The 22,827-nt window shown below is 69.2% G+C and carries 17 protein-coding genes; 14 read left to right on the top strand and 3 right to left on the bottom strand.

Annotation, left to right across the window (positions count from 1 at the left end):
- The 11 genes from tal to ACN6LD_RS32685 all read left to right on the top strand — a co-directional run.
- On the top strand, positions 1 to 2,580 hold a 2,580-nt coding region (gene tal, locus ACN6LD_RS32735; RefSeq protein ID WP_445045069.1), incomplete at its 5' end, for a transaldolase.
- 419 nt (positions 2,581 to 2,999) lie between these two features.
- The gene (locus ACN6LD_RS32730; RefSeq protein ID WP_319194433.1) at positions 3,000 to 3,524 is read left to right on the top strand and encodes a peptidylprolyl isomerase; all 525 of its coding nucleotides are present in this window, start codon (positions 3,000 to 3,002) and stop codon (positions 3,522 to 3,524) included.
- Between the two features lie 209 nt (positions 3,525 to 3,733).
- Positions 3,734 to 4,783 (top strand): PP2C family protein-serine/threonine phosphatase, encoded by a 1,050-nt coding sequence (locus ACN6LD_RS32725; RefSeq protein ID WP_445045068.1) that lies wholly within the window; start codon positions 3,734 to 3,736, stop codon positions 4,781 to 4,783.
- A 919-nt stretch (positions 4,784 to 5,702) separates the two neighbouring features.
- Positions 5,703 to 6,701 (top strand): LacI family DNA-binding transcriptional regulator, encoded by a 999-nt coding sequence (locus ACN6LD_RS32720; RefSeq protein WP_319194437.1) that lies wholly within the window; start codon positions 5,703 to 5,705, stop codon positions 6,699 to 6,701.
- A 486-nt stretch (positions 6,702 to 7,187) separates the two neighbouring features.
- Positions 7,188 to 8,486, top strand: a complete 1,299-nt coding sequence (locus ACN6LD_RS32715) for an ABC transporter substrate-binding protein (RefSeq protein WP_319194439.1) — start codon at positions 7,188 to 7,190, stop codon at positions 8,484 to 8,486.
- 50 nt (positions 8,487 to 8,536) lie between these two features.
- Entirely contained in the window at positions 8,537 to 9,421 is an 885-nt protein-coding gene (locus ACN6LD_RS32710) for a carbohydrate ABC transporter permease (RefSeq protein WP_319194441.1), read from the top strand.
- Positions 9,422 to 9,426: 5 nt separating this feature from the next.
- Positions 9,427 to 10,323 carry a carbohydrate ABC transporter permease gene (locus ACN6LD_RS32705; RefSeq protein ID WP_319194443.1) on the top strand — a complete coding sequence of 299 codons (897 nt, stop codon included), beginning with the start codon at positions 9,427 to 9,429 and terminating at the stop codon, positions 10,321 to 10,323.
- The gene (locus ACN6LD_RS32700; RefSeq protein WP_445045067.1) at positions 10,320 to 12,962 is read left to right on the top strand and encodes a family 78 glycoside hydrolase catalytic domain; all 2,643 of its coding nucleotides are present in this window, start codon (positions 10,320 to 10,322) and stop codon (positions 12,960 to 12,962) included. The genes ACN6LD_RS32705 and ACN6LD_RS32700 overlap by 4 nt, the downstream gene beginning before the upstream one ends.
- The gene (locus ACN6LD_RS32695) at positions 12,959 to 14,389 is read left to right on the top strand and encodes a family 43 glycosylhydrolase (protein ID WP_445045066.1); all 1,431 of its coding nucleotides are present in this window, start codon (positions 12,959 to 12,961) and stop codon (positions 14,387 to 14,389) included. The genes ACN6LD_RS32700 and ACN6LD_RS32695 overlap by 4 nt, the downstream gene beginning before the upstream one ends.
- A 278-nt stretch (positions 14,390 to 14,667) precedes the next feature.
- On the top strand, positions 14,668 to 15,114 hold the full coding sequence (locus tag ACN6LD_RS32690; RefSeq protein ID WP_445045065.1) for an ester cyclase: 447 nt from the start codon (positions 14,668 to 14,670) through the stop codon (positions 15,112 to 15,114).
- Entirely contained in the window at positions 15,111 to 15,662 is a 552-nt protein-coding gene (locus tag ACN6LD_RS32685; protein WP_445045064.1) for a TetR/AcrR family transcriptional regulator, read from the top strand. The genes ACN6LD_RS32690 and ACN6LD_RS32685 overlap by 4 nt, the downstream gene beginning before the upstream one ends.
- A gap of 102 nt (positions 15,663 to 15,764) precedes the next feature.
- On the opposite strand, the gene ACN6LD_RS32680 is transcribed toward ACN6LD_RS32685, so the two are convergent.
- The 3 genes from ACN6LD_RS32680 to ACN6LD_RS32670 all read right to left on the bottom strand — a co-directional run bounded on the left by ACN6LD_RS32680 (position 15,765) and on the right by ACN6LD_RS32670 (position 18,582).
- Positions 15,765 to 16,772, bottom strand: a complete 1,008-nt coding sequence (locus tag ACN6LD_RS32680) for a DUF2278 family protein (RefSeq protein WP_445045070.1) — start codon at positions 16,770 to 16,772, stop codon at positions 15,765 to 15,767.
- A gap of 246 nt (positions 16,773 to 17,018) precedes the next feature.
- Positions 17,019 to 17,330 carry a protealysin inhibitor emfourin gene (locus ACN6LD_RS32675; RefSeq protein WP_445045063.1) on the bottom strand — a complete coding sequence of 104 codons (312 nt, stop codon included), beginning with the start codon at positions 17,328 to 17,330 and terminating at the stop codon, positions 17,019 to 17,021.
- 55 nt (positions 17,331 to 17,385) lie between these two features.
- Positions 17,386 to 18,582, bottom strand: a complete 1,197-nt coding sequence (locus ACN6LD_RS32670) for a M4 family metallopeptidase (protein ID WP_319194455.1) — start codon at positions 18,580 to 18,582, stop codon at positions 17,386 to 17,388.
- An 864-nt stretch (positions 18,583 to 19,446) separates the two neighbouring features.
- On the opposite strand from ACN6LD_RS32670, the gene ACN6LD_RS32665 reads away from it, so the two are divergent.
- The 3 genes from ACN6LD_RS32665 (at position 19,447) to ACN6LD_RS32655 (ending at position 22,785) form a co-directional block, all read left to right on the top strand.
- Entirely contained in the window at positions 19,447 to 19,599 is a 153-nt protein-coding gene (locus ACN6LD_RS32665; protein WP_445045062.1) for a hypothetical protein, read from the top strand.
- Between the two features lie 193 nt (positions 19,600 to 19,792).
- Positions 19,793 to 20,548, top strand: coding sequence for a hypothetical protein (locus tag ACN6LD_RS32660; RefSeq protein WP_319198409.1), 756 nt, complete (start codon positions 19,793 to 19,795; stop codon positions 20,546 to 20,548).
- A 1,052-nt stretch (positions 20,549 to 21,600) separates the two neighbouring features.
- The gene (locus ACN6LD_RS32655; RefSeq protein ID WP_319194183.1) at positions 21,601 to 22,785 is read left to right on the top strand and encodes a type III polyketide synthase; all 1,185 of its coding nucleotides are present in this window, start codon (positions 21,601 to 21,603) and stop codon (positions 22,783 to 22,785) included.
- Positions 22,786 to 22,827: the final 42 nt, after the last annotated feature.

The following is a 22,827-nucleotide window of genomic DNA, read 5'->3' as shown; positions in this document are numbered from 1 at the left end:
TACGGCTGGCACGTGCAGCGCGTCGCCCCCAAGCCGGACGGCGACCTGGACCCGCACGCCCTCTACGACGCGATCGAGGCCGCGAAGCTGGTGACGGACAAGCCGTCCTTCATCGCGATGCGCTCGATCATCGCCTGGCCCGCCCCGAACGCGCAGAACACCGAGGCCGCGCACGGCTCGGCGCTCGGCGACGACGAGGTCGCCGCGACCAAGCGCGTCCTGGGCTTCGACCCGGAGCAGTCCTTCGAGGTCGCCGACGAGGTCATCGCCCACACCCGTGGCGCGCTGGACCGCGGCCAGGCGGCCCGCGCCGTGTGGGAGAAGTCCTTCCAGCAGTGGCGGGACAACAACCCCGAGCGCGCCGCCGAGTTCGACCGCGTCGCCGCGGGCGAGCTGCCCGCCGGCTGGGAGGAGAAGCTCCCGGTCTTCGAGCCCGGCAAGGGCGTCGCCACCCGCGCCGCGTCCGGCAAGGTGCTCCAGGCCCTCGGCGCCGTCGTCCCCGAGCTGTGGGGCGGCTCCGCCGACCTCGCCGGCTCCAACAACACCACCATCGACAAGACGTCCTCCTTCCTGCCCGAGGGCAACCCGCTGCCCGAGGCGAGCCCGTACGGCCGCACGATCCACTTCGGCATCCGCGAGCACTCCATGGCCGCGGAGATGAACGGCATCGCACTGCACGGCAACACCCGCGTCTACGGCGGCACCTTCCTGGTGTTCTCCGACTACATGCGCAACGCCGTACGACTGTCCGCCCTGATGCACGTGCCGGTCACCTACGTGTGGACGCACGACTCCATCGGCCTCGGCGAGGACGGCCCCACCCACCAGCCGGTCGAACACCTCGCCTCGCTGCGCGCGATCCCCGGCCTGAACGTGGTCCGCCCCGCCGACGCCAACGAGACCGCGATCGCCTGGCGCGAGATCCTCAAGCGCTGGACCAAGGTCTTCGGCAAGGGCGCCCCGCACGGTCTGGTCCTCACCCGTCAGGGCGTGCCGACCTACGAGCCCGCCGAGGACACCGCCAAGGGCGGCTACATCCTCCTCGAGGCCTCCACGGGAACGCCGGAGGTCATCCTCCTCGCCACCGGCTCCGAGGTCCACGTCGCCGTCGAGGCGCGCGAGGCCCTGGAAGCCGACGGCGTCCCCACCCGCGTGGTCTCCATGCCCTGCGTCGAGTGGTTCGAGGAGCAGGACCAGGGGTACCGGGACAGCGTCCTGCCCCCGTCCGTCAGGGCCCGCGTCGCCGTCGAGGCCGGAATCGGCCTCACCTGGCACAAGTACGTCGGCGACGCCGGCCGCATCGTCTCCCTGGAGCACTTCGGCGCCTCCGCCGACGGCAAGGTCCTCTTCCAGGAGTACGGCTTCACTCCCGAGAACGTGGTCGCCGCCGCCCGGGAATCCCTCCGGCCTTGGATCATCGGAGACACACCTTCCATGACTGACGAATCGCTCGAGCGTCTCGCCGACGAAGGCGTCGCCATCTGGCTGGACGACCTTTCCCGCAGCCGGATCACGTCCGGCAACCTGACCGAACTCGTGGAGAAGCGGCACGTGGTGGGCGTCACCACCAACCCCACGATCTTCCAGCAGGCGATCGGCGACGGGAGTGACTACGCCGACCAGATCCACGACATGGCCTTGCGCGGAGTGACGGTCTCCGAGGCCGTCCGCACGATCACCGCGGCGGACGTCCGCGACGCCGCCGACATCCTGCGCCCGGTCTTCGACGCCACCGGCGGGCGGGACGGGTGGGTCTCCCTCGAGGTCGACCCCCGGCTCGCACACGGCACGGCGGCGACGATCGCCGAGGCCAGGCACCTCGCCTGGCTGGTGGACCGGCCCAACACGCTCATCAAGATCCCCGCGACCGGAGCGGGCCTCCCGGCGATCACCGAGGTCATCGGCCTGGGCATCAGCGTCAACGTCACGCTGATCTTCTCGCCGGAACGCCACCGTGCCGTCATGGACGCCTACCTGGCAGGCCTGGAGCAGGCCGAGGCGCGAGGCCTGGACCTCTCCGAGATCCACTCGGTGGCCTCGTTCTTCGTCTCCCGCGTCGACACCGCGATCGACAAGAGGCTGGACGCCCTGGGCACTCCGGAAGCCAGAGCACTGCGCGGCAAGGCCGGTGTCGCCAACGCCCGCCTCGCCTACCGGGCGTACGAGGAGGTGTTCGGCTCCGCCGACGGATCGACGCCGCCCTGTGACCGCTGGGCGACGCTGGCGCGACTGCACGCCAACAAACAGCGTCCGCTGTGGGCCTCGACCGGAGTGAAGGACCCGGCCTACCCCGACACCCTCTACGTCACGGAGCTGGTCGCACCCGGCGTCGTCAACACCATGCCCGAGGCCACCCTGGAAGCCACTGCCGACCACGGCGAGATCAAGGGCGATACCGTCACCGGAGCCTACGAGCAGGCCCGAGCCCACCTCGACGCCGTGGAGAGACTGGGTATCTCCTACCTCGGAGTCGTGCAGGCCCTGGAGACCGAGGGCATCCAGAAGTTCCAACAGTCCTGGGACAGTCTGTTGAGCGCGGTGCGCAACGCCCGGCCACATCGCGGCGGCTCCGGAACCTGACACCCGGTCCGAGGCGCCGTCATCGGCCCGCCCGACCCCGACGGCCCGGACGATGGCCGCAACGTGGGGTCGGCATGCGGTCGGCGCCCGGCTCGACCCCATTCCCGCGGGCCGAAATCGGGAGGGCGGATGTGGCTTGCGGACGGGTTCTCGCCCGCCGGACCGGGCTCTAGGCTGCGACCGCTCCGAATCTGGCGATCTCTTGGAGGGTGTGCAGGATGAACCGGGCTCTCATGACCGCATTGGCGGCAGCAGCGTTGGCGGTGTCCGGGAGCAGCACCACGGCATCCGCTCACGATGCCCCGCCGCGAACCACGCACGGTCCTTGCCAGTACACCCAGACACCGGACGAGCCGGCGGCGCGCCCGGTTCCCCTGCCGCCCGACCCGCGGCGCACCCCCGGTCACGGCACGGTCGCTATGGCGGTGCGGACCAGCCAGGGCCCGCTCCCGCTGACCCTGGACCGGGCGAAGGCGCCGTGCACGGTCCAGAGCTTCGTGCACCTGGCGCGGCACCGGTTCTACGACCGTACGGTGTGCCATCGGCTGACGGCGTATCCGACGCTGAAGGTCCTGCAGTGCGGCGACCCGACCGGCACTGGCGAGGGCGGGCCCGGGTACGCCTACAAGGACGAGCTGCCGGTGGACCTGCCGCCGGCACCGAGCGATCCGACCGGCGCCCGTCGCGTTTACGGGCGCGGTTTGCTGGCGATGGCCAACGCCGGTCCGAACACGAACGGTTCCCAGTTCTTCGTCGTCTACGGCGACTCCGCGCTGCGACCCAACTACACGGTGTTCGGCACCGTCGGTGCAGCCGGCCTGAAGACGCTCGACAAGATCGCTGCTGGTGGAATCGAGCCGACCGCGCAGGACCCGGCGCCTGTCGACGGCCCGCCCGTGCTGGGGACCGAGCTGCTCGACGTCCGGCCGTCCTGCCGGCCCTGACGACCTGCGGTGCGATCACCGCAGGTCCAGCGTGCCTGGTCTCAAGGCGATGTGGAGAACCCGCGGCCCCAGGCCGTTCGTGAACATGCGTTCCCGCTTCGCTCGATATCCGCTTTGTTGTAGTTACGATTCATTTCGTGCCTACTTTGAGGCGACGGCGACGCGGTCGTCCGTACGATGTCCGAGGGGACGCTGTCCGACTGTCACCGGTGATCCTCACCGTCCTCATCGGCGCGCTGGCGTTCGCGACGCCGAGGGGCATCGCCATCAGTCGCCTCCTGCCTGCCGCGCCTGCTCTGGCCGCCTCGATGTGGCCTGTGCTCCCCACGATCCTCCTGGGCGCGTTCTGCGTACTGATCATGTTCGGCCTGAGCTTCGCCTACACCGACCTGGGGACCCCCTACACGACGGCTGCGATCGCCGCCGTCACTCTGGCGGCCGCCTACGCGAGCCACGTCCGGCTCCGGCGGGAGGACGCCCTCCTCCAGATCCGACTCGTGGCCGACACTGCCCAGCAAGTCCTGTTGCGACCCTTGCCGAGCCGCCTCGGGGGCATCGAGATTGCATCGCTGTACGTCGCGGCCCAGGCCCAGGCCCGGATCGGCGGCGACTTCTACGAGGCGGCCGAGACACCTCACGGCGTGCGGCTGCTCCTGGGAGACGTGCGGGGCAAAGGCCTCTCCGCTGTGGGGGCGGCCTCTGCGCTGATCAGCTGCTTCCGAGAGGCGGCGCACGACGAATCCGACCTGACGAGCGTCATCCGACGCCTGGAGATCAGCATCGGCCGTCACAGCGCCGTCCACCCCTCCGCGGACCTCCCGGAGCGATTCGCCACCGCTCTGCTCGCCGAGATCCCGCGCGGCGGCGGCCACGTCACACTCCTCAACTGCGGACACCCTCCACCGCTTCTGGTGCACCATGGCGAAACGCGGGTTCTGGAGCCAAGCGAACCCTCGCCGCCGCTCAACCTCGCGGCACTTGTCGAAGACGACTACCGCACCGACACAGTGCCCCTCACGCCGGGCGACCAACTCCTGCTCTACACCGACGGCGTGACGGAGACCCGGGATCACGCCGGCGAGTTCTTCCCACTGCAGGACTGGATGCGACAGCAGAACCCGGTGTCACCCCAGGTACTGCTCAACCGGCTCCACCAGGACCTGCTTCGTTTCAGCGGCGGAAGCCTCGACGACGACATCGCAGCCCTCGCCGTGCGATACCCGAAGGCCGGGCCCCCTGAGGCGGGCAGCGGCACGTGATCTCACCCGGATGGTCTTCCCGGGCTGTACTGCCGGAACAACTCCTGCCGGGCACGCGGATTTCGCCCTGTGACAACCCCGCCACCACAGGCTGGCCGAGGTAGAGCCTCCTGACCGGCTCCCTGCTGGTCGGCTCCTGCCCGGTGCTCTGCGAGGGCAGTCCCGGCATGCCCGGAGCCGGACGTGCGGGGGCGGAACGGCGCAGGACACCGGTACGGCATTCCTCGGCGCCGGCCTGCGTCGACGTCATGGCCAAGGCCCGCATCGTGCCCGGCGCACGCCACGATCTGTCCGCTCTGCGCACGGTCATGCCCGCCGGCTCACCGGTGTCGCCGCAGTGCACGGTCTGGTTCTGCGGCAATGCCAAGGCGGACCTGCGGATCGGCGTCGGCAGCGGCGGCCCGGCGGCGGTACAGCGGCGGCCCAGCGGGTTGCGCCGCAGTCGCCCCCGCGGACCCGCCATCCCGATCGCACCCATCGCACGGGGACGCCGCTGTCGATCGGCCTTCCTGATTGATGCGCTTCAATCGAATTGCCGAGGGAGGCGCGCGTGCCTCGCGCTCGCCTCTCGCGGGCCGTCAAGACCGTCCCCCGCACTTCTACGGCCGGGCTTACGGCTGCCCTGTGCCTGCGAACGTCGAGCGATCCCCCTCGATCGGCCGGCGCCCGCAGGGAGTGAGGGGGCAATCGGCCGAGCCGGGACCCGCGGCCTGCCTCGTCGAACGGCGAGCCCACCGCAGGACGCGCTGGCGGACGCCGAGCTTTGGAGCGCTTCAATGCGCGTCGTGTATTCTGCCGCTTGCCCGCGGCAGCGCCGGTCACTGTGAGTGCCCTGCCGGCCCGGGCTGGATGAGACCGGAGGTCGAGGAGCGCTGTGGCAACCGCCCGCCCGCGAGTGCAGGGGCATGCCGGTCCGAGCATGCAGGACGTCGCCGACGCCGCCGGCGTCTCGGTCGGCACCGTCTCCAACGTGCTGAACCATCCGGCGAAGGTGAGCCCCGCGACAGCACAGCGTGTCCGCGAGGCCATAAGCCGGCTTGGTTTCGTGCGCAATGACGCGGCCAGGTCGCTGGTCTCGGGATCGACCAACAGTGTCGGCATGGTGCTCGCCGACATCGAGAACTCCCTGTTCATCGACATGGCACACGGTGCGCAGGACGCCGCCCGAGCGATCGGCCAGAACCTGCTGCTCGCGAACACGGCATGCGACATGACGCTTCAGGACGAATATCTGGACCTCTTCGACGAGTCCCGGATGACCGGCGTGCTGCTGGCTCCGATGGAGGACTCCTCGGCCGGCATCGCCCGCATCCGTTCGCACGGGCGTCAAGTCGTGCTCCTCAACTACGCTCCGAGACCGGGCACGTGCTGTTCCGTGCTGGTCAACAATGAGCACGTCGGATATCTTGCGGCTCGCCATCTGATCGATACCGGGCGCAGGCGACTGGCCTACGTGGTGGCGCACGACGACTACCAACCCGTGCGCGACAGGCGCAGGGGAGTGCGCGCGGCCGTCGAGGAGGCAGGACCCGACGTCACCCTGGAGGAGATCGACAGCATCGGCCTGACCACGTCGCACGGACATGTCGTCGGCCAGGACCTCGCGCGGCGAGCTCCCGGCGATCTGCCGGACGGCCTGATCGCCGTCACCGATGAGCTGGCCAACGCCATCATCCATGAACTGCACACCGTGACGGGGATCCGGGTTCCCGACCAGGTCGCGGTCGTCGGCTGCGAGAACAACCGCGCGGCGGGCGCCGCGGCGGTGCCGCTGACCGCGGTGGACATGCCGGGCCGGATCATGGGGCAGGAGGCGATCCGGCTCCTGATGGACGAGGTGGCCTCGGGCGACCAGCACCGGCATGCCACGGTCGTACTGGAGCCCGAGCTGATCGTCCGCGCAAGCGCGCCGAGCTGATCGCTCGTGCCCGCGTACGAACTGTTGACCTGCGCCGAAGCGCCGGACTGATCGCCTGCGCCGACGCGCCGGACTGATCGCCTGCGCCGACGCGCCGGACTGTTCGTCCGCCGAGACAGCGAGCCGAGGATCCGAGCCGTCGGTCCGAACCGACTCACGGAGCTGGTCGTCTGGGCCGGAGCGTCGCTCGGACCGTCCACCCGCCGGTGCCGCTGTCACTGCGCGTGTCCGCCCGCCCGGCGGCCGTGCGGTTCCTGACCGCCCGCCCGTGGCCGTGCGGGGCTCTGGCCGTCCCTGCAGCCGATCCTGATGGCCGTTCGCTGCCTCGTACCGGGGGGATTCCGGCGGCCGACACCGTCGGCAGCCCTCGCGTACGGTTCGGAAACATCCGCGACAGATCCTTGACACACGCTGATATGGGTCATAGGTTCCCGGCATTCCCTCCATTGAAGCGTTTCAACGCGCTCAGCGTGCCGAGGAGCACCCGTGCACAAGACCCTCAGGACCCGTCGTATCGCCCTTCTGACGACCGCTGTCACCTCGAGTCTGGTGCTGAGCGCCTGCGGCGGCGGCAGTGGCTCGGGCTCCGACGCAAAGGCGTTCACCCTCACCATCAACGACGACAACCACATCGTTCAGCAGGAGCTCACCACCCTGAGCAAGGGCTCGTGCGCGGCGCAGAACAAGGCCCTGCCGCTGAAGATCCAGACGCTGCCGATCGGCAACGTCGACCAGAAGGTGCAGCTGCTCGCCGGTCAGAACGCCCTGCCGGTGCAGTTCGCGGCGGGCGGCACACCGCAGCTCACCAAGACCCTGGACAAGGCCGGCCAGGTCCTCGACCTGGAGAAGACACTCAAGGACCTCGGCGTCTGGGACGACATCCAGCCGGCGGCCGTCAAGACCGTTCAGAACCTGTACGGCAAGTTCAACGTCATGCCCTACCAGTTCAACATCGAGGGCATCTGGTACAACAAGAAGCTCTTCACCGACCATCACATCGCCGTCCCCGCCGATTACGACCAGCTGGTCGCGGCGGCGGCGAAGTTCAAGGGCGCCGGTGTCACCCCGTTCTCCGCGGACGGCAAGGACGGCTGGCCCCTCACCCGTCTCGTCAGCGGCTACCTCTACCGCGAGCTGGGCCCGGACGCCCTCCAGGACGTCGCGGACGGCAAGGCCAAGCTGACCGACCCCGCCTACGTGAAGGCCGCGCAGGCCGTCGCCGACCTCGGCAAGGCCGGCTACTTCGGCAAGGGCGTCGGATCGATCGACTACGACACCGCGACACAGCAGTTCCTCACCGGTAAGGCCGCCATGTTCTACATGGGCAGCTGGGCGCTCGGTGACTTCAACGACAAGACGAAGAACAAGATCGGCGCGGACAACGTCGGTTTCATGCCGTTCCCGGTCGTCGCGGGCGGCAAGGGCAGCGCGGACCAGATCCCGGCCAACGTCGGCCTTCCCGTCGCCGTCTCCGCCAAGTCGTACGACGCCAAGGTCGGCGACTGGCTCTCCTGCATCACCAAGAACTACGGCGCCGCCTCGCTCAAGGACCAGGGCACCGTCTCCGGGTTCAAGCCGAACGGTGACACCGGCGCGCTCCCGCCGCTCACGCAGACCGTCCAGGACACGATCACGAAGACCACGACCAGCACCCTGTGGTTCGAGGCGCTGTTCAACACCAAGGCCACGGAGACCAGCCAGACGAACGCCGCGCCGCTCGTCACCGGCTCCCTCTCCGCCAAGGACTTCATGCAGAAGGTCCAGGCCGATCTCGACAACGGCTGACCCCGCAGCACCACCGCCGTCCGCATCGAACCCTTCGTGAGAGAGCCGTCATGCGTTCAGTTCTGGGAGACCGCCGTGCCATCGCCGTCCTGCTGGGCCCGGCGTTGCTGGTGTACACCCTGGTGATGCTCGTGCCGATGGGGTGGTCCCTCGGATACACCTTCTTCAAGGGCAACGTCATCGAGGGCTTCACCTTCGGGGGGCTCGGCAACTTCGAGAAGCTCTGGCACGACCCGCAGGCGCACTCGGCGCTCTGGTTCACCTTCAAGTACGCGCTCGCCGTCAGCGCAGGACAGGTGCTGTGCGGGTACCTGCTCGCACTGCTCTACGTGTTCGTCCTGCGCAAGTCCTCCGCGGTGGTGCGGACGCTGGTGTTCTTCCCGGTGATCCTTCCGACGGTCGCCGTGGCCCTGATGTTCCAGAAGCTCTTCGCCGTCGCGCCGCAGAACGGCCTGGCGAACATCGCTCTCGAAGGGCTCGGCGTCCACCACGGCGACTGGTTCGCGAGCGCCGGCGGCTCCTTCGTCGTCCTCGTCGTCATGGACGTATGGCGCTCCATGGGCTTCTACGGCGTCCTGCTCTTCGCGGGACTCCTCGACATCCCCGACGAGACGCTCGAATCAGCACGGCTGGACGGCGCCACCGGATGGCGGCTCATCCGGCACATCGTCCTGCCGCTGTCCGCACCCGTGCTGCTGTCGTCGGTCGTGTTCAGCATCAACGGAACCCTGAAGGTGTTCGACTCGGTCCTCGCCCTGACCAACGGCGGCCCGGGCAGCGACACGACGCCGCTGACCCTCTACATGTTCCGCACGGCGTTCTCCTACGGCGACTACGGCTACGGCAGCACCATCGCGTCCCTGCTCACCGTCGTCTGCCTCGGCGTCACCCTGATCGTCTTCCGTTTCTCGCGCCGCGACCTGACCAAGGGCTGAACCCCATGACCGACACCACGACGTCACCGCGGCGCGGACTCCTGCCCGGCCCACGGCCGGCCCCCGTGCGAAAGCCCGGGCGCGCCCGGCGCCTGACCCGCGACCTGCTCGTCGCCCTGCTGGTGGCCGTCGAGGTGACGCCCCTGCTGTGGCTGCTGCTCAGCTCCTTCAAGACCCAGTCGGAGTTCGTCAACGACCCCGCCTGGTCGCTCCCGGGGAAGTGGGACTTCCACAACTACGCCGACGCGTGGACGACCGGCCACGTCGCCCTCTACGTCCGCAACAGCTTCCTGGCCACCGTGCCCTCACTCGCACTGATCATCGTGCTGGGCACCGCCGCCGGCTTCGCCCTGGAGGTCATGATCTGGCGCGGACGCCACCAGGTCCTCCTCGTCTTCCTGCTGGGCATCATGGTGCCGAGCCAGATGATCCTGCTGCCCCTGTTCCGGGTGTACTTCCAGGGCGGCCTCTCCGGCACGATGTGGCCGCTGATCATCACCTACACCGCGGTCGGTCTGCCGCTCACGGTCTTCATGATGGCCACCTACTTCCGGGCGGTACCGCGCGAGATCTTCGAGGCCGCCACCCTCGACGGCGCCGGCATGCTCACCGCCTTCTGGCGGATCGGATTCCCCGTCGTGCGCAACGCCGTCTTCACGGTCGCGCTGGTGCAGTTCTTCTTCATCTGGAACGACCTGCTCATCTCGCTCACCTTCACCACGGACGACGACCTGCGCACCATCCAGGTCGGGCTGCTCAACTTCACCGGCCAGTACGGAGAGACCGCCTACGGACCGCTCTTCGCCGCGATCAGCATCAACGTCGTCGGCGCCCTGGTGCTGTACCTGTTGATCAACCAGCGCATCATCAAGGGCCTGACCGCCGGGGCGGTGAAGGGATGAGCCGCGAGCGGACACCCACGGTGGCCGCGCCGACCGCGGAACACCACCGGGAGCCCATGGGCATCGGCGAGTCGTCGCCCCGTATCTCCTGGAAGACCTCGGCGCCGGCCGGCTGGACGCAGCACGGCTACCAGCTCGAGGCCACCCGCACCGGCGGGACGCACCGTACGGACTGGGTGACCTCCCAGGACTCCGTGCTCGTCCCCTGGCCGGCGGCTCCACTGACCTCCCGGGAACGCTGCGCGATCCGCGTGCGGGTCCGCGGATCCGACCTGACCGTCAGCGAATGGAGCCCCCCGCTGCGGATCGAGACGGGCTTGTCGGAGCCGACGGACTGGACGGCCCACGCGATCTCGCCGCAGGAGCCGGAGCGGTCCGCCGTGCGCCGGCCACCACTGCTGCGCAAGGAGTTCGCCGTCGTCGGTGCGGAAGTGGAGCGCGCGCGGCTGTACGTCACCGCCCACGGCCTGTACGAGATCGAGATCAACGGCCGGCGAGTGGGCGACCACACGCTTGCGCCGGGCTGGACCAGCTACCACCATCGGCTGCGCTACCAGACCCACGACGTCACCGACCACCTGCGCACCGGCGCCAACGCCATCGGCGCATGGCTGGCCGACGGCTGGTACCGGGGGCGGCTGGGCTTCGGCGGCGGTCACGCCGATCTTTATGGCGACCGACTGGCGCTCCTCGCCCAACTGGAGATCGTCCACCGCGACGGAAGCGTCACCGTCATCGGCACCGACACCTCCTGGCGGGCCGGCCGGGGCCCGATCCTCTCCTCGGGCCTGCTCGACGGCGAGACGTACGACGCCCGGGAGGAACTGCCCGGCTGGTCGAGCCCTGGATTCGACGACGGGGACTGGTCCCCGGTGACACTCGTCCCCCGGGACCGGGCGACCCTGGTCGCCCCCACCGGCCCGCCGGTGCGCTGCACCGAGGAGACAGAACCTGTCCTGGTGACCGTCCTGGACGCCGACCGGCTCCTGGTGGACTTCGGGCAGAACCTCGTCGGCAGGGTCCGCATCACGGTCTCGGGTCCCGCCGGGCACACGGTCGTCATCCGCCACGCCGAAGTGCTCCAGGACGGTGAGCTGTGCGTGCGCCCGCTGCGCGACGCCGTGTCCACCGACCGGTACACCCTGCGCGGTGAAGGCCCCGAGACCTGGGAGCCGCGCTTCACCCTCCACGGGTTCCGCTACGCGGAGATCACCGGCTGGCGCGGCGGCGACCCGGGCCGCGACATCGTCGCCCGCGTCCACCACACCGACATGGCGAGAACCGGGTGGTTCGAGTGCTCCCACGAGCAGGTGAACCGTCTGCACGAGAACGTGGTGTGGAGCCTGCGCGGCAACTTCGTCGACCTCCCGACCGACTGCCCGCAGCGTGACGAGCGGCTCGGATGGACCGGCGACATCCAGATCTTCGCGCCCACCGCCGCCTTTCTCTACGACTGCCACGGCATGCTCGCGTCCTGGCTGCGCGACGTCGCCGTCGAACAGCACGACGACGGCACCGTCCCCTGGTACGTGCCCCAGATCCCGGGCGGTGAGCAGTGGACGCCGGCCAGACCGGGCGCGGGCTGGGGCGATGTCGTGGCGCTGACACCGTGGGATCTGTACCGGGCCTCGGGCGACGCCGGTCTCCTCGCCGCCCAGTACGACAGTGCGCGGCGATGGGTCGACCTCATCACCGAACTCGCCGACGAGTCGGGCCTGTGGAGCCGCGGCTACCAACTCGGCGACTGGCTCGACCCGTTCGCGCCCCCGCACGATCCCGGAGCCGGCCGCACCGACCGCCACCTCATCGCCACCGCGTATTACGCATGGTCCGCACGACACGTGGCATGGACCGCAGGCGTCCTGGGCCGCGAAGACGAGCAGCGTCGCTACGAGCGACTCGCGGACCGGGTACGGCAGGCGTTCGTCGACGCATACGTCCTGCCGGACGGCCTGATGAGCAGCGACACCCAGACCGCCTGTGCCATCGCGCTGCAGTTCGACCTGCTCCCCGACGCGGCGGCCCGGGCCACCGCCGGACGGCGTCTGGCCGACCTGGTCGCCGCGGGCGGGCACACCATCCAGACGGGCTTCATCGGCACCCCCCTGGTGACGCCCGCGTTGAGTGCCACCGGACACGACGACACCGCATATTCCCTGCTCCTCCAGCAGGAGTGCCCGTCGTGGCTGTACGCACTCAGGCACGACGCCACCACCGTCTGGGAACGCTGGGACAGCATGCTGCCCGACGGCACCGTCAATCCGGGCGACATGACCTCGTTCAACCACTACGCCCTCGGGGCCGTCGCGCAGTGGCTGCACAACACCGTCGCCGGGCTGAGCGCGAGTGCGCCCGGCTACCGCGACATCGTCTTCCGTCCGCGACCGGGCGGCGGCATCACCTGGGCGAGTGCCACCCACGAATCGCCGTACGGCCGTGTGGCCGTCCGATGGGAGCTGCGGGAGTCGCATCTCACCGTGGAAACGACCGTGCCCACCGGAGCGACAGGCCGCATCGAATGGCCCGGCGGAAGCGTGACCGACCTGCCGACCGGGACGTCCACCCACTCCGGACCGGCCCACTGCCGCCCAGCGGGTGACCACGCCAACATCCCAGCGACACAAAGGAGTCTCGCGTGACCAGCCACCACACCCAAGAGCCCCGCACCGCAACCCACAGACAGCACGGGCGCCCTGCCCTCGCCGCGATCGTGGCCGTGCTCCTGACCGTTCTCGGCCTGCTCACCGTCTCGCCCGCACAGGCGCTCAGCGGCGACCTTCGCATGCACGACCCGAGTGTCATCAAGGTGGGCGGCTGCTACTACGGCTTCTCCACCGGGTTCGAGCACGACTCCCTGAACCCCAGCGGATCCATCACCCTCCGCAAGACCTGCGGGGGAACAGCGGCGTCCGGCTGGACGAAGGTGGGCAACGTCTGGGAGTCGACCCCGTCCTGGATCGCCGGCAAGCTGGGCTCGACCCCGCCGAACATCTGGGCCCCGGACATCAAGTACTTCAACGGCCTCTACCACCTGTACTACGCGGGCTCCCTGTGGGGCAGCAACTACGCCGTCATGGGCCTGGCCACCGCCACGAACATCGAGGGCCCCTGGACCGACCAGGGCATGGTCACGGACGTCAACTACCCGATCGATCCCAACGTCGACTGGGGTCCCGACGGCAGGCTCTACATCTCCTGGGGCTCCTGGACCGGCAGCGGCACCTACATGCACGTCCTGGACACCGCGACCGGCAAGCTCTCGACCACCGACAACAACCTGTGGCACATCGCCGTCGGCATAGAGAACCCCACCATCATCCTCAACGGCGGCTACTACTACCTCTTCGGTTCCAAGGGCACCTGCTGCAGCGGAGTCAACAGCACCTACTACACCGTGGTCGGCCGCTCCACCGGCATCACCGGCCCCTACCTCGACCAGAACGGCACCGACATGGCCTCCGGCGGCGGGACCACCGTCCTCACCGGCGCCTACCCCAGAGTGGCCGCCGGCGGCGCCGACGCCTACGACGACGGCACCGCCAAGTTCCTCGCCTATCACTACTACGACGGTGACAACTCCGGGCGGGAAACCCTCGACATCCGCCAGGTGACCTTCGCGAACGGCTGGCCGGTCCTCGCCGGTCCGCTCGGCGCCGCGAACAACCACCTGCTGAACCGCAACAGCGCCAAGTGCGCAGACGTCTGGGGCCTGAGCACGGCGGACGGGGCAGCGGTCGACTCCGGCAACTGCAACTCCGGGGCCAACCAGCAGTGGGTGCCCACCGCGGTCGGCTCCAACTACGAACTCGTCAACGTCAACAGCGGCAAATGCCTGCAGATCTCCGGCGCCTCCACCGCCGACGGAGCGGTCGCGGTCCAGTCGACGTGCACCGGAGCCTCGCACCAGCTGTGGAAGAGAACGGCGGTCATCGGCGGCTACGTCACCTTCACCAACGCCAAGAGCGGCAAGTGCCTCGAGGTCGCCGGGGCGTCGACCGCCAACGGTGCGGCCCTGGACCAGGCAACCTGTGCCTCCGGCACGAACCAGCAATGGATGGTGGTCTGACACTCCCTGACACTCCCTGACACGCCGGCCGTCGCGCTCGACGGTTCGGCGACGACGGGCTCTGGACGGCACGGCTGAAGTCGGAGAACTCCGCTCCGACTTCAGCCCGTTGCCGGAGCGGACCGCCGGCGTGACCGACTGTCCGACGACCGCCGTCGACGCCGCGGGCCGGGTGCCGATCTTCTACCGCGACTCCGACGGCGCGGCCCGGCCGGCTCGGGTAGGGACGACCTTGCCGGTCCTTGCCCTCGCTTCTTACTAACCTGTAAGTTAGATGTATGACCACCACCATGGCCGACGTGGCCTCCACTGACATCACCGCTGTCGAAGACTTCTGCGCCCGCTGGGAATCGGCGTGGAACGAACACGACGGCGACGCGGTCGCGGGGCTGTGCGCCGACGATCTGGTCTACGACGAGCCCGCCCTGGGCGGCACGGCGCACGGTCCGGATTCCATCCGGACCTTCGTCCACCACATGGCGAGCCTGTTCCCGGACTACTCCTTCACCCGCATGGGGCTGTACGGAGAGGTGACCCGTCGAGCGGTGCTGGTCGCCTGGCGTTTCTCCGGCACCCTTGCGGGCACGGGCCGACGCGTGGAGTTCCACGGTGACGACCGGGTGGAGCTGGGTGCGGACGGCCTGATCCAGGCCTACCGGTGCCTGTACGACTACAAGTCCGTACTGGCGCAGATCGAGGCCGCGTCCGCGTCGGTCCCGGCGTGAACGAAACCCCACGCGTCCGCAAGCCGGCCTCCGAGCGCCGTGCCGAGATCATGCAAGCGGCGGACGCCGAGTTCGCCGCGAACGGCCTGGCGGGTACACGCATCGAGGCCATCGCCGCACGGGTCGGTGTCTCGCATCCACGCATCGTGCAGATGTTCGGCTCCAAGCGCAGTCTGTTCATGGAGGTCATGCACGCGACCTTCGACCGTATCGAGGCGGTCTTCGCGGAGGCCGAGCCCACCCTCGTGGGGCTCGGTGACGCGTACCGGCGTTTGTTGCGAAGCGAGCGCACGGTAGGTCTCGTGATGCTCCAGGCGTACGCGGCGGGCGCTGACGAGGCGGTACGGGAAGAGGCGCGCCGACGCCAGCTAGACCTTCAGGAGTCCATTGCCCGGCTGACGGGAGCGGACGGGCTTCAGGTGCGCACGTTCTTCGCCACCGGTCTGGTCATGACGGTCTCCGACCTTCTCGAACTGCCCGAACAGCGTGCGGACGCGGCCTGGAGCGCGTGGATTCTGGAGCGAGCGGCCCCACCGGACGGAGACTGAAGCCATCGCGTGTCCCCACGGGCGGACGTGAACGGCGTGGAACGACTCGTGGTCGGGCCCGGGCCCGCAGGCCCGGCCATGAGCAGCGGCCGCCGGTCCCCGTCAGAAGGTGACCGTCTCACCCTTCGGCTCGGCTCGCCGGGCGGTGTAGGAAACGCCGTGGACCTTGAGGCCGTCAGGGTCGAGGAGAGTGATGGCCCCTCCGCCGTCGCCCAGATGGAAGTCACCGGAACCGGGGACGGCCAGGGCCTCGCCGGGCCGAAGGCTGACGTCGGGCAGGGGGAGCTTGTGCTTCTCCTGATCCACCAGCTGCCAGTCCGTGAGGCTGACGGGGGCACGGGAGGTGTTGATCAGGGTGGTGGTTTCGCTCTCCTGTCCGGGACCGAGGGGATCGACCAGGGCAGCCACGATCCGCACAGGGGCGCGTCCCTCGTCGGTGAGGCGGGGTGCGGTCTCGATGGCGTGGCCGGTGGTGTCGTCCGTGTGCCATGCCTGGGACTGGAAGGCCAGGAAGATCGCGACCCAACGGGACTCCCCGGGCAGGTGCAGCAGGAGTCCGCCGTCCTGCCAGACCCCGTCGTCACCGCGGAACCGGCCGCTGTTGCCCTGGTTCATGTGGATGTCATGGACGCCGTTGCCGGGCTCGAACCCGAAGATCTTGTCGGGCTTGCCTTCTTCGCGGCCCCAACGCTGGCCGAAGGCGTACAGGCAGATGGCCGGGTCGTTGATCGCCCGCTGGATGTAGTGGTCCAGCAGGTCGGCGAGGTCGTTGTCGGGACCCGGCAGTTCCGGAGGCAGCAACCGCATCTCGGCGGGCGCGAACAAGTTGCCGCGGATGAAGTCGAGGCCTGCCGCTCCTGGTCGGGACGGCAGCCCGGTCCAGCCGCTGCCGGCGACCGGGAGCATGTCGGTGAGCGGATGGTGGAAGTCGTCGTCGGCCAGGTACAAAAGCTCCGAAGGGGCTTGCTGTGACTGCACGTTGACGGCGGCACGGTAGTGCGTGTCCGTGTCGTCGACGAGGTGGACCTGGTAGTGCGGGGTGTCACTGTGCCCTTCCCGGCGTCTGTCGACGACGTGGGCGGCCAGCACTCCGTACTTCTTCAGCGGCATTCGGATCACCTTTCTCTCCTCCGGCCGGCCCGGACGGCTCCGAGGTCGGCACTCCCGCTGTGCGGGACGACACGTCATGGGAGGCGCAGCAGGCCTGGATCGGAGCATGGTCGGAGGCGGGCGAGTCCCGCCGCTCCGAAGGGTCTTCGCCGGCCGAGAGCAGCGCCGTTCGCCATGGAGGGCATCGGCCAGATCGCCGAGTGCCGGCGGGTCGCCGGCCGACCGCCGCCTTTGCAGCGTCGGCCCTCACGGCCGCGCGGCATGTTGCCTGAGCCATCGCAGCAACGCCGCGAACTCCTCGGACATGGTCGTATCCGACTGCACCAGGACGGACGCGTGGCCGCCCTCCTCAACCGTGATCGAGTAACTCATGGCGTCTCTCGCGAGGCTGGAGGGCTCCTCGGTCCCTTCCGCCACCGACCCGGCGGCTGCGGACACCAACCGGCGCAACTCGGCAGCGGCTCCTTCGGACAGGGTGTCCGTGTCCAGGACCTGCGGCGGAAGGTCGGCGAGAACTGTGGCAGCCAGCCCGCCGTCTGTCACCAAGGTGATTCTCATGGCACCTCACGGCCATCCAGCGCCCTCCGCCGGTCCGGCGGAGGGCGCGCAGCGATCAACGGCCGCTGGTCACACGTCCCTTCAGCATGGCCACGTCGTTGCTCAGTTCCTGGACCTGGCCTGCAAGCGCCTGAACCCGCCTGGCCACTGCCCCAACGGAATCCTGTTGGCCCGCGTCACTGCTCTCGTCGACCATGCGGCCCTGTTCCTGCGCGATCCCGGCCGGCACCCCGGTGACGGTGATGCCCACCTGCTGCCACGCGCCCAGTACGGCCTGCTGCTGGAGGCCGCCGACTTCGTAGAGATCCCCTGCCTTCTGGTAGGTGGTATCGGCGAATTCCTGGAACCGCGTCTCGCTGTTGGACGCCTTGAGCGATTCGTACCAGATCGTTCCCGCAGCCTCCCACGCGTGTCCGCCGATCGCTGTCGCCGTCAGGTAGAAGGCCTTGTTCGGGATTCCGGAGTTGTAGTGCACCCCGCCGTGGTCCCCCGACATGTGGACGTAGTTCGACATGTGGTCGGGCTGAGGGTCCCGTGCCCAGGCGTGCCCAGGGGCCTTCATCGATCGCAGAGCGTCCATCTGCACCATGGGTGTGAAGACCTCGCGGCCGATCAGCCAGTCCGCCTGATCGGCCGTCTGATTCAGCGTCCATTGCTCGACCAGCGTCCCGAACACGTCGGAAATGGACTCGTTCAGAGCCCCGGACTGGTCGCGGTACACGAGTCCCGCGGTGTGCTCGGTCACTCCGTGCGCCAATTCGTGGGCGATCACGGAAATCGAGCCCGTGAGATCGGAGAAGATGATTCCGTCACCGTCGCCGAAGCACATTTCTCGCCCGTCCCAGAAGGCGTTGTTGTACTTCTCGTCGTAGTGGATGTAGCCGTCCAGGCGCATCCCCTGACCATCGATGGAGTTCCGGGCGAACACCCGCTGAAAGAAGTCTCGAGTCCTGCCGAGGGCGTCGAACGCCCGGTTGGCGGCGCCGTCCGATGACGGCGGGCCGTCCTCGGACCGGGCCAGAACCGCGAAGGCGAGATCCGTGCCGTTTCGGCAGTCGAAGACTGTCCTGCGCCCGTTCCCGGGCGTGGCGGCACCGGGGAAGGCCGCCAGAACCGTCCGCGCACCCCTCAGGCGGGCAGTGGTGAGCAGGGTGTTCAGGGCTGCCCGCCGCACCTCGACGTCATCGCTTTCCAGAAGGTCCTCGAGGATGTACGGGGGAATCGCGCAGTTCACTCGAATTTCGCTCTTCATGGGGGGCTCCGTGTCCTAAGACGAAGGTTTGTTGATGATTCTCCGACGTGACAGGCCGAAGCGGCCCGACCGCTGGCCACTTCCCATGTGTCACGGTGTGGGTTCTCTCTCGATATCAGCATTGCAGGGTTCCGGGTGCGGTGCCACATTTCACCGACCAATGACAGAGAGGGTGTTGACTTTTTCGATTTCACATAACTCCCCGCATTCGCGCCGATTCTTTGGGTGGGGGCGGGTGTCGCGTCAAAGGGGCGGGTTTCTTTACCGACTTCTGGGGTCTGCATGGTTGACCGGGGAATCCGAGGTGCGGGCGCCGATGTGGGGCCGTGAGGAGCCGCGGACGGCGCACGGTTGACGAGCCGTCCTGGACAGGACCGTTCACCCGGTTGAGTCCGCGTCAGTTCAGCGGGCCGATCACCGCGTCAGGGCGGTCGTCGTCAAAGGCCGGCCGCCGCCGGCAGCCACAACGACCGCATGGCACAGGAGCTGTCCTGCACACACCTCCCATTGCAAGGCGCGCGCCCGCGTCGAGCACGCCTTCGCCCTCCGCGACTGCCTCACAAAGGCCGAAACGGTTCGGCGGCCGGGTGACCGAGCGTTGCCTGAACGATTTCGGGGTTTCCGCCAGGAAGTGATCTCACGAGTGGACTTGAGGAGCCGGCAGGAAGAGGATTCGCGCGCGTCCGTCAAGTTGCGGGGGGCTTGTCGTCGACTGACAGTGGAATATGAGGTATGAGCGTCCTGGAGGACTGCTGACGAGGGCGTCCGGACCATTGCCTTTCTGTGAATCCTCCGTCCGAATCGGGTGCCATGGCCCATGACTGTCCGGCCGTGCACGGAAATCGGTGATTATCCCGTTTGTTCGTGGCCGAGAGGGTGCTCGACGGCAACGAATACCCGGCGGTGGCGGCCAAGGAGCGACGGGCCAGGGGCACGGGCTGTCGACCACCGGAGCTGGAGCGACATGTGCGCAATCCACGACTGTGCGCCGGTTCCCGGTTCGGTCCGTTCTTCTGACCGACTTCTCGGCGTCCGTCCCCTCCATCCGTCGCGCTCGGCCTTGAGGGACCGTTCGCAGTCGCCTGCGTTCTTCCGCGTCCGTGCGATCCAGCCGCTCCGGTCCGACACAACCAGCCGCCCGTGACGGGGAGAAGGCGCCCCGTCCGCGAGTGGAGACGCACAAGCCACCGAGGCGAACAGGAGTCAGGCGATGAACCTGCGGCCGGTCGAGATCAAGGTCAACGTAGAGGGCGACGTTCCCGCGGCGCTGTCGGCCCTCGGGGGGACCCGGGACGCGATGGCGACGCGTCTCATCTGGTTCGTCGAAGAGGCGAAAGGCGTGGCCGAGGGGCGGCTTCCGCTGCTGAACAGCGGCGAGATCATACGGTTCAGAATCGGTGCCGCCGCGGACGACCTGACCGTCAAGCTGCGCCCGTGCACCGTTGAGCAACTGATCGGCCGGTTCTCCGCGGCCTTCAAGGAGGAACCTTTCACCTACAAGATCGAGGAGGACTGGTCGGCGGCGGGCCGGGTGCTCGCGGCCTCCGCGGTGCGTACTTGTCCCCCGGGGACTCTGTCGGACGCGGTGGAGCCCGGAGCAGATCCCACCGCTGCGATCGACGCGATGCAGAGGCAGTTCCTGTCCGACTGTGGGCCCGCCGTTGCGCTCGACGGGCTGGTCGCGCTGGGACCCGTCCTCTCGACGAAGGCCGACGACGTCCCGCTCGACGACCTGGAGGTGGACCTGGAGACGTGGTCGGCCGTCGGTCTCGAGTTCCTGGAGGTGTCCTTGCGGGTGAAGCCCAAGGACGAGGACGATGCCGAGAAGCTGACGGGTCGGGCGGAACGTAAGCAGCGGAAGCTGGAGGAGGCGGTGCGCGAGCGCGGGGTGACCCTCTCCGAGAATTCGGAGAACAAGACGCGCCGCACTCTCACTGCCCTGGCGCAAGCGGTACGAACCGGCTGAGACGGTGAGCGGGCGGGAGCCCGCGACAAAGGCGCGGAGGGGCGGACGGGGTGGGCGTGGCGCTGATGAGGCGAGAAGGCGCCACGGTGAGTGACGATTCCGGGTCGGCCTCGCGCAGAGCCCGCAGCTCGGTCGGTCGGACCGGGCACGGCCTTGTCTCCTGTCGGGCACGAGATTTCCCGGTGCCGGCTCGGTGCCGGCTCGGTGCTGACTTCGGAGTGGCTGTGGCGGCGAAACCGTAGGTCGTAGCCTCGGCCGACTGAGTTGTCGTGCCACTCGATGGCGTCCCGATGAGGCTGACGGCGACGATGCGCTTGAGGCTGGCGGGGGACGGGGCATGGGGCATGGGGCACGGGGGACGGGGGACGGGGCACGGGGGACGGGGGATGAGGGGAGCGGTCGCGGGGGTGGACGTCGGCCCCTTCCCGGTGGCTTCTTGGCCTGCCGGCGGTACAGGGCTGCCGATCACCGTCAGGAACAAGGCGCTGCGCGAGCTCGCCGAGTGGCTGCTGACCAGCGGGAGCACGCGACGTTCGACACGAAGGTGATCGCGGTGACCCGGCGGGAGGCTCACCGCGATCACCGGCCGGACGAGTTCATGGGCGACAAGGCCGACCTGCCGTCCGCGTATCGGCGTCCTGGCCCCGGCGGGAGGGTGCGACTGGGCGGGGCCTCGTCCGGAGAGTCGTAGTCACCGCATGATCAAGGCCGTCTGACCGCGCCACCCCCGCCGCCCCGGGGGTGGCGCCGCGCGTACGGAGGCGCCCGCGAGCCGCATGAGGCACCGTCGGAGCGGGGGCTGACGGAAGGTCAGGTCGCGGATGGGGAGCCGTGCCGAAATCCCTCGTTGTCGCGATGTGTGCGGTATCACGCGCTCAAAGGGTCGCCCAAGTTGTGTGAGTCACAGCGGAAATGTCCCTTTGGCGTCCATGCTCGACACGCACACAGCGACTCCCCAGCGGAGCCCCTCGGCATGGGCGCGAAGTTCCGAAGTGGCCCATGGCGCCGTCCTCGTGACGCTTCTCCTCGTTCCCCTCGAAAGGGTGCCCATCATGGCCGCTTACCTCTGTCCCCCTGCCGTGATCCACGGCGAGCACACCGTGCGGACCAGCCAGATCGTGGCGGAGGTCCGCGACCGGCACCCGCACGCGCCGTGGGCGCCGCGGATCGACGGCATCGCCGCCAGTACGGGCATCGAGACCCGTGGCTGGATGCTGCCGCTCGAGACCGCCGTCGCGCCCGGCGCCGGCGGCGGCCTGCGGACCTGCGGTGTCGGGCCCGCCCAAGAGGCGCTGGCGCGCGACGGGTTCAGTCCGCGGGACGTGGACCGTGTGATCGCTGCGCTGGAGGCGATACCCGCGCCGCAGACCGTCCAGGAGCGCACCGCGCCGGCCTGGGAGGCGGTGCAGTCCTACGGGGAGCGCGCGGCCCGCGGGGCCCTGCAGATCGCCGGCCTGGACGCCGCGGACGTCGACTGCCTGATCACCAGTCACTCCACCACCCCGGCGCTGCCGGGTCTGGACCTCGCCCTGTCCAACAGGCTCGGGCTCCGCAACGACGCGATGCTGCTGCCGGCCACCCAGTGGGCCTGCGTCGCGGGGACCCGATCCCTGGCGCTGGCGGCGGACCTCGTGGCCGCGGACCCCGACCGGGTGGTCCTGGTCGTGATCTCGGAGGCGCTGAGCACGACCTACCAGCCCGCGGACGACACCCTCGAGTCCCTGATCGTCCGGCTGCTGTTCGCGGACACCGCGGTGGCTGCGGTGGTCACGGGCCGCCCGAGGCACGAGTCGGTGCTGCGGCTCGACGCCGCCTGGCACCACACCCTGCCCGGCACCCAGGACCTGCACCGCCTGGAGACGCGGGCGGACGGCACCCACTTCGTGATGGACCGGCGCGGGCCGCGCGCCGTACAGGAGACGGTCACCGCGATGTGGGAGTGGCTGCGCGTCCGCTACGAGGACGCCGCCGACGCCTGGCACCCCGACGTGCTGCTGGCGCACCCCGGCGGGACCCGGGTGCTGGAGTACATGGAGCAGACGATGCCCGACACGTGGCCGTCGGGTCTGCTGGATCACAGCCGGGACAGCTACACCAGCGGCAACCGCGGAGGCGCCGCCGTCTTCGACATCCTGCGGCGGGCGTACGACGCCGGGCAGAAGTCGGGCGATCGCGCCGTCCTGTACGCGGCGGCTCCGGGCCTCACCGCCACCGCCCTGGAAGGGGAGTGGCTGTAGAGCGCGCCCGCGCCTGCCACCGGTACGAGCGGTGGGGCCGCT

This window comes from Streptomyces sp. SAS_272 (assembly GCF_052543235.1).
Note: the sequence above shows the minus strand (reverse complement) of the source record. Positions and strands in the feature narration are given on the sequence as shown.

What these genes read in the sequence shown, in the direction of transcription:
- ACN6LD_RS32675 (WP_445045063.1), bottom strand. Translation starts at nt 17,330, where the DNA reads ATGAGAATCACCTTGGTGACAGACGGCGGGCTGGCTGCCACAGTTCTC.
- ACN6LD_RS32705 (WP_319194443.1), top strand. Translation starts at nt 9,427, where the DNA reads ATGACCGACACCACGACGTCACCGCGGCGCGGACTCCTGCCCGGCCCA.
- ACN6LD_RS32655 (WP_319194183.1), top strand. Translation starts at nt 21,601, where the DNA reads ATGGCCGCTTACCTCTGTCCCCCTGCCGTGATCCACGGCGAGCACACC.
- ACN6LD_RS32670 (WP_319194455.1), bottom strand. Translation starts at nt 18,582, where the DNA reads ATGAAGAGCGAAATTCGAGTGAACTGCGCGATTCCCCCGTACATCCTC.
- ACN6LD_RS32720 (WP_319194437.1), top strand. Translation starts at nt 5,703, where the DNA reads ATGCAGGACGTCGCCGACGCCGCCGGCGTCTCGGTCGGCACCGTCTCC.
- ACN6LD_RS32700 (WP_445045067.1), top strand. Translation starts at nt 10,320, where the DNA reads ATGAGCCGCGAGCGGACACCCACGGTGGCCGCGCCGACCGCGGAACAC.
- ACN6LD_RS32710 (WP_319194441.1), top strand. Translation starts at nt 8,537, where the DNA reads ATGCGTTCAGTTCTGGGAGACCGCCGTGCCATCGCCGTCCTGCTGGGC.
- ACN6LD_RS32690 (WP_445045065.1), top strand. Translation starts at nt 14,668, where the DNA reads ATGACCACCACCATGGCCGACGTGGCCTCCACTGACATCACCGCTGTC.
- ACN6LD_RS32680 (WP_445045070.1), bottom strand. Translation starts at nt 16,772, where the DNA reads ATGCCGCTGAAGAAGTACGGAGTGCTGGCCGCCCACGTCGTCGACAGA.
- ACN6LD_RS32660 (WP_319198409.1), top strand. Translation starts at nt 19,793, where the DNA reads ATGAACCTGCGGCCGGTCGAGATCAAGGTCAACGTAGAGGGCGACGTT.
- ACN6LD_RS32730 (WP_319194433.1), top strand. Translation starts at nt 3,000, where the DNA reads ATGGCGGTGCGGACCAGCCAGGGCCCGCTCCCGCTGACCCTGGACCGG.